Annotated in this window: 12 protein-coding genes; 8 read left to right on the top strand and 4 right to left on the bottom strand. The window is 71.5% G+C overall.

What is annotated here, in order from left to right; translation table 11 throughout:
• Nucleotides 1-111: 111 nt before the first annotated feature.
• From ACFQPD_RS08955 to ACFQPD_RS08945, 3 genes are all read left to right on the top strand, one after another.
• Entirely contained in the window at nucleotides 112-660 is a 549-nt protein-coding gene (locus tag ACFQPD_RS08955) for a hypothetical protein (RefSeq protein ID WP_385900193.1), read from the top strand.
• Between the two features lie 470 nt (nucleotides 661-1,130).
• The gene (locus tag ACFQPD_RS08950) at nucleotides 1,131-6,713 is read left to right on the top strand and encodes a carboxyl transferase domain-containing protein (RefSeq protein ID WP_385900191.1); all 5,583 of its coding nucleotides are present in this window, start codon (nucleotides 1,131-1,133) and stop codon (nucleotides 6,711-6,713) included.
• Nucleotides 6,710-6,982, top strand: coding sequence for a hypothetical protein (locus tag ACFQPD_RS08945; RefSeq protein ID WP_385900190.1), 273 nt, complete (start codon nucleotides 6,710-6,712; stop codon nucleotides 6,980-6,982). The genes ACFQPD_RS08950 and ACFQPD_RS08945 overlap by 4 nt, the downstream gene beginning before the upstream one ends.
• Nucleotides 6,983-7,022: 40 nt before the next feature.
• On the opposite strand, the gene ACFQPD_RS08940 is transcribed toward ACFQPD_RS08945, so the two are convergent.
• Together ACFQPD_RS08940 and ACFQPD_RS08935 are read right to left on the bottom strand one after the other, a co-directional pair.
• Complete coding sequence (locus ACFQPD_RS08940; RefSeq protein WP_385900189.1) at nucleotides 7,023-8,861, bottom strand: heavy metal translocating P-type ATPase; 1,839 nt, start codon at nucleotides 8,859-8,861, stop codon at nucleotides 7,023-7,025.
• An 11-nt stretch (nucleotides 8,862-8,872) separates the two neighbouring features.
• A complete protein-coding gene (locus tag ACFQPD_RS08935) occupies nucleotides 8,873-9,097 on the bottom strand; it encodes a heavy-metal-associated domain-containing protein (protein WP_068752014.1) in 225 nt (74 codons plus the stop codon).
• 122 nt (nucleotides 9,098-9,219) lie between these two features.
• Between ACFQPD_RS08935 and ACFQPD_RS08930 the strand changes: the two genes are divergently transcribed.
• Nucleotides 9,220-9,918: a Crp/Fnr family transcriptional regulator gene (locus ACFQPD_RS08930; RefSeq protein ID WP_385900188.1), complete on the top strand. Its 699-nt coding sequence runs from the start codon at nucleotides 9,220-9,222 to the stop codon at nucleotides 9,916-9,918.
• Here ACFQPD_RS08930 and ACFQPD_RS08925 read toward each other — a convergent pair.
• Both ACFQPD_RS08925 and ACFQPD_RS08920 read right to left on the bottom strand, forming a co-directional pair.
• A complete protein-coding gene (locus ACFQPD_RS08925) occupies nucleotides 9,908-11,707 on the bottom strand; it encodes an ABC transporter ATP-binding protein (RefSeq protein WP_068751857.1) in 1,800 nt (599 codons plus the stop codon). The genes ACFQPD_RS08930 and ACFQPD_RS08925 overlap by 11 nt on opposite strands.
• A gap of 81 nt (nucleotides 11,708-11,788) precedes the next feature.
• Nucleotides 11,789-13,642 (bottom strand): glycoside hydrolase family 127 protein, encoded by a 1,854-nt coding sequence (locus ACFQPD_RS08920; RefSeq protein ID WP_385900187.1) that lies wholly within the window; start codon nucleotides 13,640-13,642, stop codon nucleotides 11,789-11,791.
• A gap of 258 nt (nucleotides 13,643-13,900) precedes the next feature.
• Between ACFQPD_RS08920 and ACFQPD_RS08915 the strand changes: the two genes are divergently transcribed.
• The 4 genes from ACFQPD_RS08915 to ACFQPD_RS08900 all read left to right on the top strand — a co-directional run bounded on the left by ACFQPD_RS08915 (nucleotide 13,901) and on the right by ACFQPD_RS08900 (nucleotide 17,232).
• Complete coding sequence (locus tag ACFQPD_RS08915; RefSeq protein WP_385900186.1) at nucleotides 13,901-14,233, top strand: hypothetical protein; 333 nt, start codon at nucleotides 13,901-13,903, stop codon at nucleotides 14,231-14,233.
• 230 nt (nucleotides 14,234-14,463) lie between these two features.
• Nucleotides 14,464-15,099 (top strand): hypothetical protein, encoded by a 636-nt coding sequence (locus tag ACFQPD_RS08910; protein ID WP_385900184.1) that lies wholly within the window; start codon nucleotides 14,464-14,466, stop codon nucleotides 15,097-15,099.
• A 10-nt stretch (nucleotides 15,100-15,109) separates the two neighbouring features.
• Nucleotides 15,110-16,594: a sensor histidine kinase gene (locus ACFQPD_RS08905; protein WP_385900182.1), complete on the top strand. Its 1,485-nt coding sequence runs from the start codon at nucleotides 15,110-15,112 to the stop codon at nucleotides 16,592-16,594.
• Entirely contained in the window at nucleotides 16,576-17,232 is a 657-nt protein-coding gene (locus tag ACFQPD_RS08900; protein ID WP_385900181.1) for a response regulator, read from the top strand. The genes ACFQPD_RS08905 and ACFQPD_RS08900 overlap by 19 nt, the downstream gene beginning before the upstream one ends.
• The last annotated feature ends 70 nt before the right edge of the window (nucleotides 17,233-17,302 follow it).

Here is a 17,302-nt window from a genome sequence, read left to right as displayed (position 1 = left end):
GAGAAACGTCTCATCTCCGGCGGATGAGAGACGTCTCACGCTCCTGTACCGGCAGCCCTCATGTTCCGACTGTCTGATGGTGTCCACAAGCCACCCACGAAGGAGCAGATCATGGCACTCTCACCCCTCACCTGGTTCGCAGCCGCAGCGCTCGGCGTCACCGCCGTCGGAGGAGGACTGTTCGCCTCCGCCGTCAACCAGCCCGAGCTCGCCCGGCCCGCCACCACCGTCTCGTCCTCGCTGTCACCGAGCGACGACGACACCCTGCCGATCCTGGTCCCGGCCGGATCCGCGAGCCCCTCCTCGAGCTCGAGCCCGTCGTCCTCGACCGTCAGCCCCTCGTCGGCATCCGCGTCGCCGTCGGCGACCACCGATGACAAGGGCGGCCTGCGTGATCGCGACGACCGCGTCGAGCCCGGCGACGACCGCGCCTCCCGCACTGACGACGAGTGGGACGACCGGTACGACGACGACCTGGACGACCGGTACGACGACCTGGACGATCGCTGGGACGACCGGGACGATGACGGTCGCGACGACGACTCGGATGACCGCTACGACGACTCCGACGACCGCCACGACGACGATGACGATGACGACCGCTGGGACGACTCGGATGATCGCCACGACGACGATGACGACGATCGGGACGACGACTGACCTGTCGGCCGCTGAACCGTCCACCTGACACCGACGCCCAGACGCTCCCCAGCGTCTGGGCGTCGTCTGCCGTGCGACTGACCGTTGAGCCTGACACGGCTCTCGCTGAACCCCGTTGAGCCTGATTCGAACCTCAAAGGCCTTGAAACGATCGAATCACGCAAACCGGGCGTTGACCCCCATTTCAGGCTCAAACCCCGTCACCGAGAGCCGTGTCAGGCTCAAACCCCGTCACCGAGAGCCGTGTCAGGCTCAACTCCCCACGCCGGGCGCGAGGCCAGGGCCACCGTTCATCCGCGAGTCAGGCTTGTGGAAACCTCACAACGTTTGCCGCGCGATATTGAGCCGCAACCCCTTCACTAGCGCCGATCGGGCGCGGATCGGCCCCGCCGACTCGCGCAGTCGGCCAAAGGGTGCGACATTGACACACAGCCCCCACCGGGGCTGCCGTCGACCCCTGAGGAGGCAAGGTGTTCCAGCGCATCGCCATCGTCAACCGCGGTGAGGCCGCCATGCGGCTCATCCACGCGGTCCGCGATCTCAATGCCGAGCACCCCGACCGTGAGCCGGTCACGACCATCGCTCTCTACACCGACGCCGAGCGTTCCGCCATGTTCGCGAGGGAGGCCGACGAGGCCTACCCCCTCGGCCCCGCCTCCGAGCGCCCCTACCTCAACCACGAGCTGCTCGCCCGCGTCCTCACCGACGCCCGCGCCGACGCCGTCTGGGTGGGCTGGGGCTTCGTGGCGGAGGACGCCGCGTTCGCGGACCTCGTCGAGTCGCTGGGCATCACGTTCATCGGTCCCTCCGGCGACGCCATGCGCAAGCTCGGCGACAAGATCGGCTCCAAGCTCATCGCCGAGGAGGTGGGCGTCCCGGTGGCGCCATGGTCCCGCGGCGGCGCCGACACGCTCGACGAGGCCCTCGAGGCCGCCGAGCGCGTGGGCTATCCCCTCATGCTCAAGGCGACGGCGGGCGGCGGTGGCCGCGGCATCCGCAAGGTGACCTCGGCCGACGAGCTCGCCGACGCCTACCAGCGCACCCGTGACGAGGCGGAACGCGCGTTCGGCTCCGGCGTCGTGTTCCTCGAGAAGCTCGTCACCGGCGCCCGTCACGTCGAGGTGCAGGTGATCGCCGACTCCCACGGCAACGCCTGGGCCATCGGGGTCCGCGACTGCACCGTCCAGCGTCGCAACCAGAAGATCATCGAGGAGTCCGCCTCCCCGCTGCTGGCGCCGGAGCAGACCGATGAGCTCAAGGCCGCCGCCGAGCGTCTGGCGCTGGCGGTCGGCTACCGCGGCGCGGGCACCGTCGAGTTCCTCTACCACCCCGGCGAGAAGATGTTCGCCTTCCTCGAGGTCAACACCCGCCTGCAGGTGGAGCACCCCATCACCGAGGTCACCAACGACTTCGACCTGGTCAAGGCCCAGATCCATGTCGCGGCCGGCGGCGCGCTCGAGGAGCGGCCCACCGAGTTCGGGCACGCCGTCGAGGCCCGCCTGAACGCCGAGGATCCGGACCGTGACTTCGCGCCGGCCCCCGGCCTCATCGCCCGCCTCGACCTGCCGGCGGGCCCCGGCATCCGCGTCGACACCGGCGTCGCGGAGGGCGACTCCATCCCCGCCGACTTCGACTCCATGATCGCCAAGATCATCGCCCACGGCCGCACCCGCGACGAGGCGCTCGGCCGCCTGCGCCGCGCCATGGCCGAGACCACCGTCGTGATCGAGGGCGGTGCGACGAACAAGAGCTTCATCCTGGAGCTGCTGCAGCAGCCGGAGGTCGTGGGACCGCGCCTGCAGGGCGACGCCCCGCGCCGCGCCGCCGCGGGCGCCGTCGACGAGCCCTTCGAGTGGGCCGACACCGGATGGATCGACCGCACCCGCGCCGAGGGCGGCCTCATCGCCGACGAGCACGCCGGCGTCGCGCTCGTCATCGCGGCCATCGAGGCGTACGAGGAGACCACCGCCATCGAGACGGACCGTCTGCTGACCACCGCGCACGGTGGCCGTCCGCAGACGCAGCACAAGTCGGGCCTGCAGGTGGATCTCAAGCTCCGCGGCGCCGTCCACACGGTCACCGCATTCGCGACCGCACCTGGGCGCTACCGCGTCGTGGTCGACGGCACCAGCACCGAGGCGGAACTGCACCGCCTGGACGAGGTCCACGGCCGCGCCGTCGTCGGCGGTCGCCGTCATCGCATCATCTCCGCCACGCACGGCCCCATCCACCTCATCGAGGTCGACGGCGTGACGCACCGCGTCTCCCGCGACGAGGGCGGCGTGCTGCGCTCCCCCGCGCCGGCGCTGGTCGTCGCCACCCCAGTGGCCGTCGGCGACGAGGTCGAGGCCGGCGCGCCGGTCGTCGTGCTGGAGTCCATGAAGATGGAGACGGCCATCCACGCGCCCTTCGCCGGCCGCGTGAAGGAACTGCTGGTCATGACGGGCTCGCAGGTCGAGTCGATGGCGCCGCTGGTGCGCCTCGAGCCGCTCGGCAACGGGGGCGACGCCTCCGCCGCCGCCGACGTGCCTGCCGTCGAGATCCCGACCTGCCCGCCCGTGGCCGACCCGGCCGAGCGCGCCGCGCGGCTGCTGTCGGACCTGTCCGCCACGCTCATGGGCTTCGACGTCGACCCCTCGGCCAAGACCCTGCCGAGCTACCTGGAGGCCCGCGACGAGGCCCGCGCCGCCGGCGCGGACGTCCTGTCCGGTGAGATCGGCCTGGTGACGTTGTTCGCGGACCTCGCCGAACTCAGCCGCAACCGGCCGTTCGGCGAGCAAGCCAACACCGAACTGCGGGTCCACTCGGACCGCGAGCACTTCCACCGCTACCTGACCACGCTGGACGTCGACCGGGCCGGGCTGCCGACGCAGTTCGTGGACCGGCTCGCGGCGGCGCTGCGTCATTACGGCGTCGAGTCTCTGGACCGGACCCCGGCCCTCGAGGCGGCCGTGTTCCGGATCTTCCTCGCGCAGAAGCGCGTCGCGTCCGACGTCCCGCTCATCCTGGGCCTCCTCGACCGCTGGATCAGCGAGCCCGCGCCCGACGCCGACCGCGCCGTCAACGCCCGGGCCCAACTCGAGCGCCTGGTGCGCGCCACCCAGCTGCGGTTCCCGGCCGTCGGCGACCTCGCCCGCTCCGTGCGGTTCCGCTGGTTCGATCAGCCGCAGGTGGACGCGGAGCGCGCGGCCATCGTCGCGGGGGTCGGCGACGAGGTGGAGGCCCTGGCCGCCGCCCCCGACGCCGCTGACTACGACGAGCGCATCGCCCGGCTCGCCGCGATCCCCGAGTGGACGGCGAACTTCCTCGCCACGCGGCTGGGTCGCGGGGTCCCGGCTCATGAGCCGATGCTCGAGGTCCTCCTGCGGAAGTACTACACCGACTACGACCTCAGCGGCGTGCAGCGGCTGACGGTCGGCGGACGCTCCGTCGTGCTGGGCGACTACGTGCTGGGCGAGCGGCCGCGCCGGTTCGTCGGCACCGTCGGGCTCGCCGAAGAGATGGCCGCCGGCGGTCCGCTGGAGTCGCTGGTGGCGAGCCAGGTCGCGGCGCGCACGCCCGGGTACGACGCGGTCGTCGAGCTCTACGTGCTCTGGCCCGAACGGCCGGATCCGGAGGCGCTGGGCACGGAGCTGCTGGCGCGCCTGCGCTCGTGGTCGTGGGACGACGCCGTGACGCGGGTCGCGGTGGGCGTCTGCACGGCCGACGGGGCCGTCGAGTACCGCACCTTCCGCTTCCCGCACGGCGAGATCGTCGAGGACGAGAAGATCCGCGGCCTGCCTCCGATGGTGGGGCGGCGCCTCGACCTGTGGCGCCTCCGCGACTTCGACATCACGCGCCTCGACGCCCCCGCCGACGTGCTGTTGTTCGACTGCGTCGCCAAGGCCAACCCCGACGACCGTCGCCTCGTCGCGATGGCGCAGGTCCGGCAGCTGGCGGTCGTGCGCGACGCCGACGGCCGCCTCATCGGGCTGCCGCACGCGGAGCGCTCCGTCGCCAACTGCCTGGAGGCGATCCGCCGGACCCGGTCCGCGCGCGGGAAGGCCGGCTCGAAGCTGGACATGAACCACGTGTGGGTGCACGTCTGGCCCGAGATCGATCTCGACATCGACGACATCACGCCGCTGCAGGACCGGATCACGCCGCTGTCCGACGGCGCGGGCATCGAGGAGGTCCTCTGCCAGGGCCGCTTCGTTCGCCCCCCGTTCCCCGACGACGCGCCCGACGCGGGCGAGCGTCGCGAGGGGTCAGCGACGGGGCGACACACGATCCCCCTCGCCGTCCGCTTCCACGCACAGCCCGGCGCCGGCGTCACCACCACGGTGACCCCGCCCCCGACCGAGCCGCTCAAGCCGCTCGACGACTACGCCGGGAAGGTCGTGCGCGCCCGCCGTCGCGGCCTGGTCTACCCCTACGAGCTGTCCGCGACCCTCGCCGGCCCGGGCGGCTCCCTCGCCGAGCTGGACCTCGACGACTCGGGCCGCCTCGTCGAGGTGGACCGCGCGCCGGGCCGGAACAAGGCCGGCATCATCGTCGCCAAGGTGACCACGCCGACGGCGCTGCACCCGGAGGGCGTGACGCGCATCGTGTTGTCGGGCGACCCGACGAAGGGCCTGGGCGCCGTCGCGGAGCCCGAGTGCTCGCGCATCATGGCCGCGCTCGACCTGGCCGAGGAGACGGGCGTGCCCGTCGAGTGGTTCACCCTCAGCTCCGGGGCCCGGATCTCCATGGAGTCCGGCACCGAGAACATGGACTGGGTGGGGGCCGCGCTGCGCCGCATCGTCGAGTTCACCCAGGCGGGCGGGGAGATCAACGTCGTGGTCGCGGGCATCAACGTCGGCGCCCAGCCGTACTGGAACGCCGAGGCCACGATGCTGATGCACACCAAGGGCATCCTCGTCATGACGCCCGATTCCGCGATGGTGTTGACCGGCAAGCAGTCGCTGGACTTCTCCGGCGGCGTGTCGGCCGAGGACAACTTCGGCATCGGCGGCTACGACCGCGTGATGGGGCCCAACGGCCAGGCGCAGTACTGGGCCAAGGACCTCGGCGCGGCCATGGGCATCCTCATGTCGCACTACGACCACACGTACGTGGCGCCGGGCGAGACGGCGCCCCGTCGGGCGGTGACGGGCGACCCGGTGGATCGGGACGTGTCCGACTACCCGCACAACCTCGGCACGGACTTCGCGACCGTCGGGCAGATCTTCTCCCGCGAGCACAACCCGGACCGGAAGAAGCCGTTCGACATCCGCACCGTCATCGCGGCGGTGTGCGACCAGGACCACCCGCGCGTCGAGCGCTGGGCCGGCATGGCGGAGGCGGAGACCGCGGTCGTGGTCGACGCCCGGATCGGCGGGCACTCGGTCAGCGTCGTGGGCATCGAGTCGATGCCGGTGTCGCGGGCGGGCTTCCCGCCCACCGACGGCCCCGACACCTTCACGGGCGGCACGCTGTTCCCGCGGTCGTCGAAGAAGGTCGCCCGCGCGATCAACGCCGCGTCGGGCAACCGGCCGCTCGTGGTGCTGGCGAACCTGTCCGGGTTCGACGGCTCGCCCGAGTCGATGCGCAACCTCCAGCTGGAATACGGCGCCGAGATCGGCCGCGCCATCGTGAACTTCGACGGGCCCATCGTCTTCGTCGTCATCTCCCGCTACCACGGCGGCGCGTTCGTCGTGTTCTCCAAGCGGCTCAACGAGAACATGACGGTGCTCGCCATCGAGGGGTCGTTCGCGTCCGTCATCGGCGGTGCTCCGGCGGCGGCGGTGGTGTTCGCCGGCGACGTCGCGAAGCGGACGGCGGCCGATCCTCGGGTCGCGGAGCTGGAGGCCGCGCTGCGTGACGCGGCACCCGAGCAGCGGGCCGAACTGCAGGTGGAGCTGGCGGATGTCCGCGCCGCGGTGCGGGCGGAGAAGATCTCGGAGATCGCAGCGGAGTTCGACGGCGTGCACAACATCCACCGCGCGGTGGCGGTCGGCTCCGTGGACCGGGTGATCGCGCCGGCGGAGCTGCGGCCGTCGATCGTCGAGGTGATCGAGGCCCACGCCAGGTGACCGACGACGAGCTGTGGGAGGAGACCCGGACCTGGCTGTTCTGGGCCGGGATCCTCGCCAACGGGGTGACGACCGACGAGGGGGCGGCCGCCGTCGAGGCCGCGTTGCCGACGCGGCCGTCGGGTCGCGGGGCGCTCGAACGCCTGCATCAGCTGGCGTCCGACGAGCTCACCGGGATGCTGGCGCTGCTGTCCGACGATGAGCCGCGGTGGGCGGACGGGCGCGCGGCCACCGTCGGGGCGATCCGCTCGATGCTCGACCGCGGCTGACGCCTGCCCCCCGCCGGGCGCCGGGTCACCCCGGGCGCGGTCAGCGGGGGCGGAGGAGGCGCATGCCGTTGGCGATCACCACGAGCACCGACGCCTCGTGGACCAGCATCCCGATCGCCATCGTCACGCCGCCCACCAGCACGCCGGCGAGCAGCAGCGCGACCGTCACCAGCGCGATGACGATGTTCTGCCGCATCACCCGCGCCGTCCGCTTCGCCAGACCGATCGCCTGCGGAATGCGGTCCAGGCGGCTCGTCATCAGCGCGATGTCCGCCGTCTCGACGGCGACCGCCGAGCCCGCCGCACCCATCGCGATCCCGACGTCGGCGAGCGCCAGCGCCGGGGCGTCGTTGACGCCGTCGCCCACCATCGCGACGACTCGGCCCTCGGCCTGCAGTGCCCGCACGACGTCGAGTTTGTCCTCGGGGAGGAGTCCGGCGCGGGCGTCCGCGATGCCGACCCGTCCCGCGACCGCGGACGCGACGCGCGCCTGGTCGCCGGTGAGCATCAGCACCCGCGACACCCCCACTCCCCGCAGGGCCGCCACCAGGGCTGCCGCCTCGGGCCGGATGCCGTCGGCGACGCCGATCGCGCCGATGACCGCGCCGTCGAGCGCCACCACCAGGGGCGTGCGGCCCTCCTCGGCAAGCCGGGCCGACGCCTGCTCCGCCCACTGGTCCTTGGCGCCGGCGGCGAGCTCCGGGGTGCCGACGACGACCTCGCGCCCGTCGACCGTCGCCACGATCCCCCGGCCCGGGACCGCGCGCACGCCGTCGGGCACCGCCCCCACCGCCAGCCCCCGGGCCAGTGCCGCAGCGACGACCGGCCGGGCCAGCGGATGCTCCGAGCCGGCCTCGGCCCGGGCCGCCCAGCCCAGCACCTCGTCCGGAGACCAGTCGCCCCGGGCGACGACGTCGGTCAGTTCCGGGCGGCCCGTCGTGAGCGTCCCGGTCTTGTCCAGCGCGACGGTGTCGACGCGGGCGGCCGTCTCCAGGAACTCGCCGCCCTTGATGAGGATGCCGTCGCGGGCGGCGCGGCCGATCCCCGCGACCAGGGCGACCGGGACCGAGATCACCAACGCCCCCGGGCAGCCGATGACCAGCAGCGTCAGCGCGAGCTCGAGGTCCCGGGTCGCGATCCCCATCACCAGCGCCAGCACGATGATGCCGGGCGTGTACCACCGGGAGAAGCGCTCCATGAACTGCTGCGTGCGCGCCTTGGCGTCCTGCGCCTCCTCGACGCGGTGGACGATCCTCGCCAGCGTCGTGTCGGCGCCGACCCCGGCGGCACGCACCGTGACGAACCCGTCCACGGCCACCGTGCCAGCGAACACCGTCGACCCCTCCGCCTTCTCGGCCGGGATCGACTCCCCGGTGATCGCCGCCTCGTCGACGGCGGCCCGGCCGGTGAGGACCACCCCGTCGACGGGGACCCGGCCGCCGTGCTTGACGACGACCGTCTCCCCCACCGCGACCTCGCGCGCAGGGACCGTCACCTGCGTGCCGTCGCGCACCACCGTCGCGACGTCCGGCGCCAGGGCCACGAGCTCGGCCAGCGCGGACCGGGTCCGGGCGAGCGTGGCGTCCTCCAGCGCATGGCCGATGGCGAACAGCGTCGTCACGGCAGCCGCCTCCCAGTAGTTGCCGATCGCCACGGCCCCCGCGGCGGCGACGGTCACCAGCAGGTCGATGCCGACCGTCCTCAGCCGCACCGCGCGGACCGCGGACCGTGCCACCGGCACCCCGGCGACGACGGCGGCGGCCAGCATCAGCCACCGCCCCGCCGGGTGCCCGCCGGCGGCCGCGTCGACGACCCACGACGCCGCGATGAGAGCGCCGGCGACGGCGGGAACCGCCCACCGTCGATGCATCGTGATCATGGCGAACCCCCTCAGAATGCGGACGGACGTGCGGTGTAGCCCGCCCGGGCGACGGCGGCGACGAGGTCGTCGACGGTGGTCCGGTCGGGATCGTGGTCAGCCTCGATGCGCGAGGACGCGAAGTGCACCGTCGCGGCGCTGACGCCGGGGAGCGCGGCCAGCGACTTCTCGATCTTCGCGACGCAGCTGGGGCAGCTGAACCCCTCGGCACGCAGCGTGGTGTGGGTGGTGGACATGGTCTCCTCCTCGGATCGGGCCGCCCCGACGGCGGCGACGATTCGACCGTACGGCGGCGCGACGCGGGGCTCCTTGACGTGGATCAAGCCCTCCCCGCCGCCGGGTTTGGCAGGCTGGGCCCATGACCGATCACCGCGACGGCGACACCTGCGTCGCCCGGGTCCCCGTCTTCCGGGGGCTCGACCCGCGACAGCAGAGCGAGGTGGCCGGCTTCGCCCGGCCCGTCAGGGCCGCCGCCGGGCAGTTCCTGCTGACCCCGTCGGACCGGGCGCGTCGGCTGCTGGTGATCCACGAGGGCCGGGTCCGGGTGTCGCAACTGATGGAGACCGGCCACGAGCGAGTGCTGCGCGTGCTGGGTCCCGGCGATGTCGTGGGGGAGGCGTCGTTCATCCTGGGCCGGCGGCCGGCGAACCACGCGATCGCGGAGACCGACGTCGTTGTGTGCGCCTTCGACCACGCCGACCTCGCCGGCCTGGTGGCGCGGTACCCGGACATCGCCGTGCGGATGCTGCAGATCCAGGCCGAGCGGCTGGCGGCCGCGGAGCGGATGCTGGCCGCCCTCGGTGGGGCCGACGTCGGGGCCCGGGTCGCCGCGTACCTGCTCGACCTCCCGGCCCGCCGGGGGGACGACGGCGCCGTCGTGGAGCTGCCGATGGCGAAGAAGGATGTTGCGAGCTACCTGGGGACGACCCCGGAGACCCTGAGCCGGCGGCTGCGCGCGCTCGCCGACGATGGAGTCATCGCGCTGCCCGCCGGGCGCCGGATCGTGGTCCGCGACCCCGACGAACTCGAACGCCGCGCGGGCGGCGCTACTGGGTGATGTCGTAGCGCAGCAGGCGCGCCTTGTCCGCCTTGCGGGTGGAGCCCTGCAGTGCCAGCAGCTCGGCGTAGATGCCGCCGGTGGTGGCGAGCTCGGCAGGGGTGCCGATCTCGTCGATGCGGCCGTCGCGCAGCGTGACGATCCGGTCCACCGTCGAGATGGTCGACAGGCGGTGCGCGATGATCAGCGTGGTCCGGCCCTCCATCAGCTCCTCGAGCCCGGCCTGCACGGCGCGTTCTGACTTGGTGTCCAGCGAGCTGGTGGCCTCGTCGAGGATGAGGATGGGCGCGTCCTTGAGGAGCGCGCGGGCCACCGACAGCCGCTGCTTCTGCCCGCCCGACAGCTTGATGCCCCGCTCGCCGATCTCCGTGTCGAAGCCGCCGTGGAGGTGCGAGATGAACGTCATCGCGTTGGCGCGCCGCGCCGCGACCGCCAGCTGCTCGTCCGTGACGTCGTCCTGACCGTAGGCCATGTTCTCCCGGATGGTGCCGGAGAAGAGGTTGGCGTCCTGGAACACGACGCCGATCTCGCGGCGCAGCTCGGCCGTCGGCACGTCGTCGACCGACTGGCCGTGGACGCGCACGGTGCCCGACGTCACCGGGTAGAGCTTCATGATGAGGTTGACCAGCGTCGTCTTCCCGCCGCCGGACTCACCGACGAACGCGATGCGCTCGCCGCGGTTGACCGTCAGATCGATGTCGCGCAGGACCAGGTCGTCGCCGTCGCCGTAGCCGAAGCTCACGTCGTCGAACTCCACCACCGGGTCGGAGTCGACCCACTGCACCTCCGCCGACGGCGCCGCCTCGAGCGGGTTGTTCGGCTCGTCGGCCTCGTCCATCACCTTGAAGTACTCGAGGCTGCCCGCGACCGCCCGCTGCGTCATGTCCACCCAGTAGCTCATCGACGTCACCGGCATCCGCGCCATCGTCGTGAGCTGGATGAGCAGCACCATGGTGCCGACGCTGTACTGGCCGGTCGCGGTCTGCCAGAAGATGATGGCGTAGATGCCGAAGAACACCAGGTCGAGCGCTCCGCGGCGCCACATGTCCATGGTGTGCCAGAACCGCGACTGGCGGCGGGTCAGGTCGACGGCGTCGCGGTAGTGCCCGCGGAACGAGTCGAGCTCGCGGCGCTCGGTGACGAACGATTTCACCACCCGCATCTGTCCGATGACCTCGGAGAACCGGCCGCCGGAGATGTCGTAGTGGTCGTTCTTCTGCTTCTCCCAGACCTGCCACTTCTTCGACGTCAGCGCGGTCAGCCACACGAACGTCGGGTAGATGACGATGAGCAGCACGCTCAGCCACGGGGAGTAGAAGGCGGTGATGACGAGCACGGCCAGCAGCGTGATGACGGTGGGGAAGAATCCGTTGCTGAAGGTCTGCAGGAAGTCGGTGATCGACGTGATGGAGCGGTTGAGCCGGGAGATGATGGTGCCGGTAAGCTCGTTGTCGTAGTAGCGCTGCGGCAGGCGCAGCAGCTTGCGGTAGTAGTTGGCCGAGAGGATGGCGCGCAGCCTGACCGACATGAGGTCGCCGAAGTAGCCGGAGACGTTGGTGATCGCCGAGTTCGCGAGCGCGATGATCAGCAGGATCACCGCCAGCCACATGAGGTCGGCGACGGTGCCGCCGCGGCCCTCCGCGATGTCGATGACCGTGTCCGTGGCCCGCGCGATGACGAACGGGGTCAGCAGGGCGGTCGCGGAGGTGGCGACGGCCCCGATGACGACGGTGAGGTAGAGCGGCCACAGCTCTCGGGCTGTGGCCATGATCTTGGCGATGCTGCGCACGTGCGGTCACTCCTTCGACGTGGCACTCTACCCGCGTTGACCGCGTGGGCCCTCACCCGGCATCGCGGGGAGCGGAGGGTCTTACGAAGCCGGTAGCCAGACGCGCATGGCACCGGAGGCGCGGTTGCCCCAGGTGTGGAAGGGGATGGCCCGCACGGTCACGGGGTCCCCGGTGGGGGCGGTGGAGGGCGCGCCGTAGAGCGGGCCCACCTCCCGCCGTGGGGTCACCGCGATCCGGAGCCCGCCGTCGGACTCCAGCGGCGGCTGGGTGGGGTCGACGACGACGTCGTCGAGGCGGATCTGCTCGGGGAGGTCCACCTGCTCGACGCAGTAGACCTGGGGGCCTCGCTCGAGCGCGACGCAGCCGCGCACCGAGTCCACGCGGTGGTTGGCCTGCGTCCAGCGCGGGGTCATGGGGAGGTCGAGGACGCTGGGCCGGTCGGTCAGGGTGAGCCGGGCGTAGCCGTCGGCCTCCGGGGCGACCGGGGCGCCGTCGACGGTGGCGTCAGCCGCCCAGGTGGGAATGCGGAGCGCGACGGGCAGCCCGGCGGGGCCGGCGATCTCGACGCGGCCGGCGTCGGGGTAGCTGGTGCGCACCGTCACGGTGCCGCCGCCCAGGGCATCGGGAACGTCGATCTCCGCGCCGGTGTAGAGGTGGATCGCGAGGGCGTCGCCGTCGACGGAGGCCACGTAGCCGCTCAGCTGCGCGAAGACGCGGGCGATGTTGGGCGGGCAGCAGGCGCAGGCGTACCACGGGGTGCGTTCGCGGGGCGCGTTCTCCTCGGAGTAGCGGTCCGGGCGCAGCTGCAGCGGGTTGGAGTAGAAGAAGCGCGTGCCGGTCTCGTCCAGCGAGGCGGCCAGCGCGTTGTGCAGCTCGCGCTCGATCGTCTCGGCGTAGCGGGCGCCGCCCTCAGCGAGGTACATCCGCCAGTTCCAGTGCAGGTCGGCGATGGTGGCGCAGGTCTCGGCGTAGGCGCGGTCCGAGGGGAGCTCGTAGTCGTCGCCGAAGGCCTCGTCGCGGTGCCGCGACCCGAAAGCGCCCGTGATGTACATCTTCCGGTCGTGGGCGCTGTCCCACTGGGCGCGCATGGCCTCGAGCAGGGTGGGGTCGCCCTCCTCCAGGACGAGGTCGGTGACGCCGGCGTTGAGGTAGAGCTGGCGGACGGCGTGTCCCACCGCGCTCTGCGACTCGCGGACAGGCGCGTGGTCCTGGAAGTAGCGCGCGCCCAGGGAGCCCACCTTCAGCAGACCGGAGCCTCGGTGATCCACCTGATGGCGGGCGAGGTCGAGGTAGCGGCGCTCGCCGGTGTGGCGGTAGAGCTCCACGAGCGCGGTCTCGAGCTCGGGGTGGCCGCAGTAGCCCACCGTGTCGGCGGCGGGCCCGAAGGTGGCGTCGACGAGGTCGACGAAACGGACGGCGAGGTCGAGGAGGTCGGTGCGGCCCGCTCGGGCCAGCGCGACGGCGGCCTGGACCATGTGCCCGAGCACGTACATCTCATGCGTCCAGTCGAGCTCCGCGAACTTCTTCTCGGGGTGCACGCCCTGGATCCAGGTCATGACGTAGCCGTCGGCCTCCTGGACGCGGGCCACGAGCCCGATGACGTCGTCGAGCCACGCGTCGAACTCGTGCGTGCCGGTCCGGGCGATCTCCCACGCGACCGCCTCGATGGTCTTATAGACGTCGGAGTCCGCGAACCAGAAGCCTCGCCACTCGGCCTCGGACTCTCCGATCACACGGCGGAAGTTGTCCAGGTTGCCGGCTTCCTCGAGCTGGGCGATGCAGTGCGGGATGGTCGCGGCGGCGTTTCGCTGCTGCCAGGCGCCGAGGCGGGAGCCGGAATCCAGGCGGACCGCGGCGATCGCCAGCGGGACGCGGACCGACGAGGCCAACGGTGCGGCGGGGGCGACGAGGGGCGTCGAGGACGAGGTGGTCACCTGTGCCCCTTTCAACGATGAAAACTCTCTTAGGAGGGATCATGCATCGCTGATTCAGCGTTGTCAAGAGGTGGACAAGAACTGACCTCCGCCCCTCAGTTCCGCAGTCTCCGAGGATCGCACCGATGGCGCTCAGCAGTGGGACCACGGGGGTGTCCCCGTGATCGTCCCAGGACGCTGCCAACCCGACGGGGTGGCGAACGGCTCAGGGTGCCCCGTTCTACCGGTTGCGCGTCGCGCATCGGAAGTGATGTAGCCATGACCAGAATCGTCAGGCCCACAGCCCGGACCAGGCACATCTACACGGGACGCGTGCTCTTGGCCCTTCTGGAACTGCCGGCCGCGGCGGCCGCCCTGTGGCTCGCGTGGACATTGGCCGAGTCGAATCCTCTGGAGGAAATCTTCGAGAACTCGATGGTCAACTTTGTTCCAAGCGCCCTCATCCCCTACCTGCTGTACATGTCGATCGCCGCTCTAGGCTCTGGCTGGTCTACGACGCTGTCCGTACCATGTATCGCGCCGCGCGTCAGGCGCTCACCCGACGCCGACGGCACCCGCGCGCGAGGCGTTGACCGTCTCTCCGCTCGCTGACCAACGCCCCGAGGCGTTGGGAAGGTCGCGCAGCGAGGCGGCGGGGCGTCACCCGGGGCTATGGAGGCCGTGTCCTCTGCGAACGGGTCGTGGCCGGGATGAAGAGCGACGCTCCCCCGCCCTCGGTCACCTCGCCGCGAGAGGTTGAGACTTCGCAGTGAGATTGGCCTCCTGTTCCCGGGAATCCGGGCGTCGCAGGCTTGGGTTCAGCCACAACTTGAGGAGGAGCCATGACCATCCACGACACCGCAGCGCCGGTCCCGTTCGCCGGGATCCAGAGCCCTGGGGCTCCAGGACGGGCGCTGCCCGGAGCGCTCGCAGCCACAGGCGCCGTTCTGCTCGCGCTGGGGGCAGTCCTGGGGCCGGTGATGATGTTCGACCCTAGCCCGTACTCGGTCAAGTCCGGGGAGTCGGCGCACCTGGTGCACTACGCCCTGTGGGCAGGATGCCTGATCGTGCTGAGCCAGGTGTATCCGCTTCTGGGGGGCGGCTCATCAGGCGCTGGGATGGTCTCCGCACGGGCCGGCGTGGCGGCCGGAGCCGGAGTGGCGCTGGACGCGTGCACCCGCTTCGCCTTGGCGTTCTACAACCCGTTCCTCGCGTCGCACGCACCAGATCTGCTCGACACGGCGCCCGATGCCGTGCTGCTCGTTCCTCTACTGTCGGCCGGGGTGGCTGCCATGTCGGGGACGGTCTGGCTCGCGGTGAGCGGGTGGCGTCGGGGGACCTTCCCGTGGCCCGCTGCGGTCCTGCTGCTCATAGGTGCGGTGACGATCCCGGCGATCGGCCCACTGTCCAACGTGGCTGTCGGCGGCGCGTTGCTCTGGATCGGCCTGTCCGTTCTGAGACGGCGTGGGCGTGCCTAGAGTGTCGTCCATGACCGGCGGATTCACGGACAGCGTGGGGAACCGGCGGGGGCTCGCCGTAGCCTCCGCCGCCGCCACCGCGCTGGCCGGGATGTCCGTGTTGGTCATGACCGCCACGTCGGCTCCCCTGTCGGGCGACCCCTCATCCTCGGCCTCGAACGCGCTGTTCGTGGTCGGGATGGTGGTCCTGGCTGGGACGGGTGCCCTGGTGGTCAACGTCAGGGGGAGTCAGATCGCCGGGTGGTTTATGGTGACGGCGGCATTGGCCAACGTCGTCGCCCGGCTGTGCCTCGGCCTGGCCGTCCTGGCGCTCGCTCAGGGGAGCACGTCGGCGGCCACCTGGCTGGGATGGCTGACCAACTGGGTCTGGCTCCCGGGACAAGTGCTGGCGATACTGCTGATCCTGCGCTTCCCCGACGGCTCGCTGCCGGGCAGGCGCTGGCGGATCGTCGAGTGGGCGGTGCTCGGCTGGGGACTCGCGGCCATGACCGTGACCGCCCTGTTGCCCGGGGCGCTCGGCGCCGATCAGTTGACCCCACTGACCAACCCGATCGGCGTCACCGCCCTGCATGGAGTGCTGGACGCCGCACTCCCGGTGATCTTCCTCGTCCAGCCCGTGTTGCTGGCCGCGGCGGTGGCGGCGCTGGTGCAGCGTTGGGGTCATTCCTCAGCATCGCGGCAGCGTCAGTTGCGGATGGTCATGCTCGCGCTCCTGTTCCTGGCAGTCGCCTCGCCGTTGGCGCTGTTGTCGGGACACGCAGTCCTGGCCGAGGGGTTGTCCTGGCTGGTGCTGCCTGCGGCGATCGCGTACGCGGTGGCTCGGCACGACCTGTGGGATCTCGACCTTCGTCGGCGGTTCGACCGCCTACGCACCGTGCGCGAAGAGGAGCGAGCACGGCTCCAGCGTGATCTGCACGACTCCCTCGGTCCGCTCCTCGGATCGATCACCATGCGGGTTGAGGCTGCCCGCAACCTGGTCGAGAGTGCCGCGCCGGCTGAGGAGGTCGACCTCGTACTGGCCTCCATCGGAGAGCAGGCCGAGACCGCAGTGGTCGAGGTCCGCCGGTTCATCGACGAGCTTGGCCCATCAGCCCTCGCGGACACCGATCTCGCCACCGCGCTGGCGGCGCTGGTCGGCGGGTACGAGGCGAGCGGGGTCCGCTTCACTCTCGAGCCGGCACGGTCCCCGGAACTACCTCCTGAGACCGAGGCTGTGCTGTTTCGAGTGGCCGCCGAGGCCGTCCGCAACGTCGTCCGGCACGCCCGCGCCGCCTCCTGCACCTTGGGACTGCGCCAGGTGGGCCAGTGGGTCGAACTGGAGGTCAGCGACGACGGCATCGGCCTCCAAGGGCGTCCGGCTGGGGTTGGGCGCCGCTCGATGGCCGAGCGCGTCAACGCTGTGGGGGGATCACTCAGTCTCGGCCAGACCAGCGAGGGAGGAACCCGTGTGGTGGCGCGCGTTCCAGGGGGAGCACCGTGGCCATCCGGGTCCTGATCGCCGACGACCACCCCGTCTTCCTGGACGGGTTGTCGCTGCTGCTGTCCACGGCGCCCGGGATCCTCGTGGTCGGCTCAGCCGCCACCGGGGACGAGGTGGTCGCGCTGGCGGCCGGAGTCACGTTCGACGTGGCTGTCATCGACCTGGACATGCCGGGGCTGGACGGAGCGGGCGCAACCCGGCGAATACTCGCTCACAACCCGGATGCCCGAGTGCTGATCCTCACCATGCACGAGGACCGCCACGAGGTGCATCGTGCCCTCAGCGCCGGGGCTCACGGCTACCTCCTCAAGGGGGCCGCGCGGGGCTCGATCGTGCGCGCCATCGAGACCCTCGCCGACGGACAGACCGTCCTCGACGGGGCGATCGGCGCCCACATCGTGCAGGCAGCCACCAGTTCGCCCCGCCCCGTCGCCTTCGCGATGCTGACCCCTCGGGAACTGGAAGTGCTGCGCCTGGTGGCGCTCGGCCTTCCCAACCCGGCCATCGCGTCGCGCCTCTTCCTCTCGGTCAAGACCGTCCAGAATCGCGTGAGCGACATTCTCGCCAAGACCGGAGCCTCCAGCCGGGCCGAACTCGTGGCCCGCGCCCGCGACGCGAGGTTGGGCACGGACCATCACGACGACCCCGGGTGACGCCGGGGGCCGCAGGAGATCCTCACTCATCAAGGCACTCGGGCCCGCCCTTCCGCACTGGGTCAGGGGC

This window comes from Tessaracoccus sp. O5.2 (assembly GCF_964266725.1).
Taxonomy (GTDB): Bacteria; Actinomycetota; Actinomycetes; order Propionibacteriales; family Propionibacteriaceae; genus Arachnia; species Arachnia lapidicapta.
Note: the sequence above shows the minus strand (reverse complement) of the source record. Positions and strands in the feature narration are given on the sequence as shown.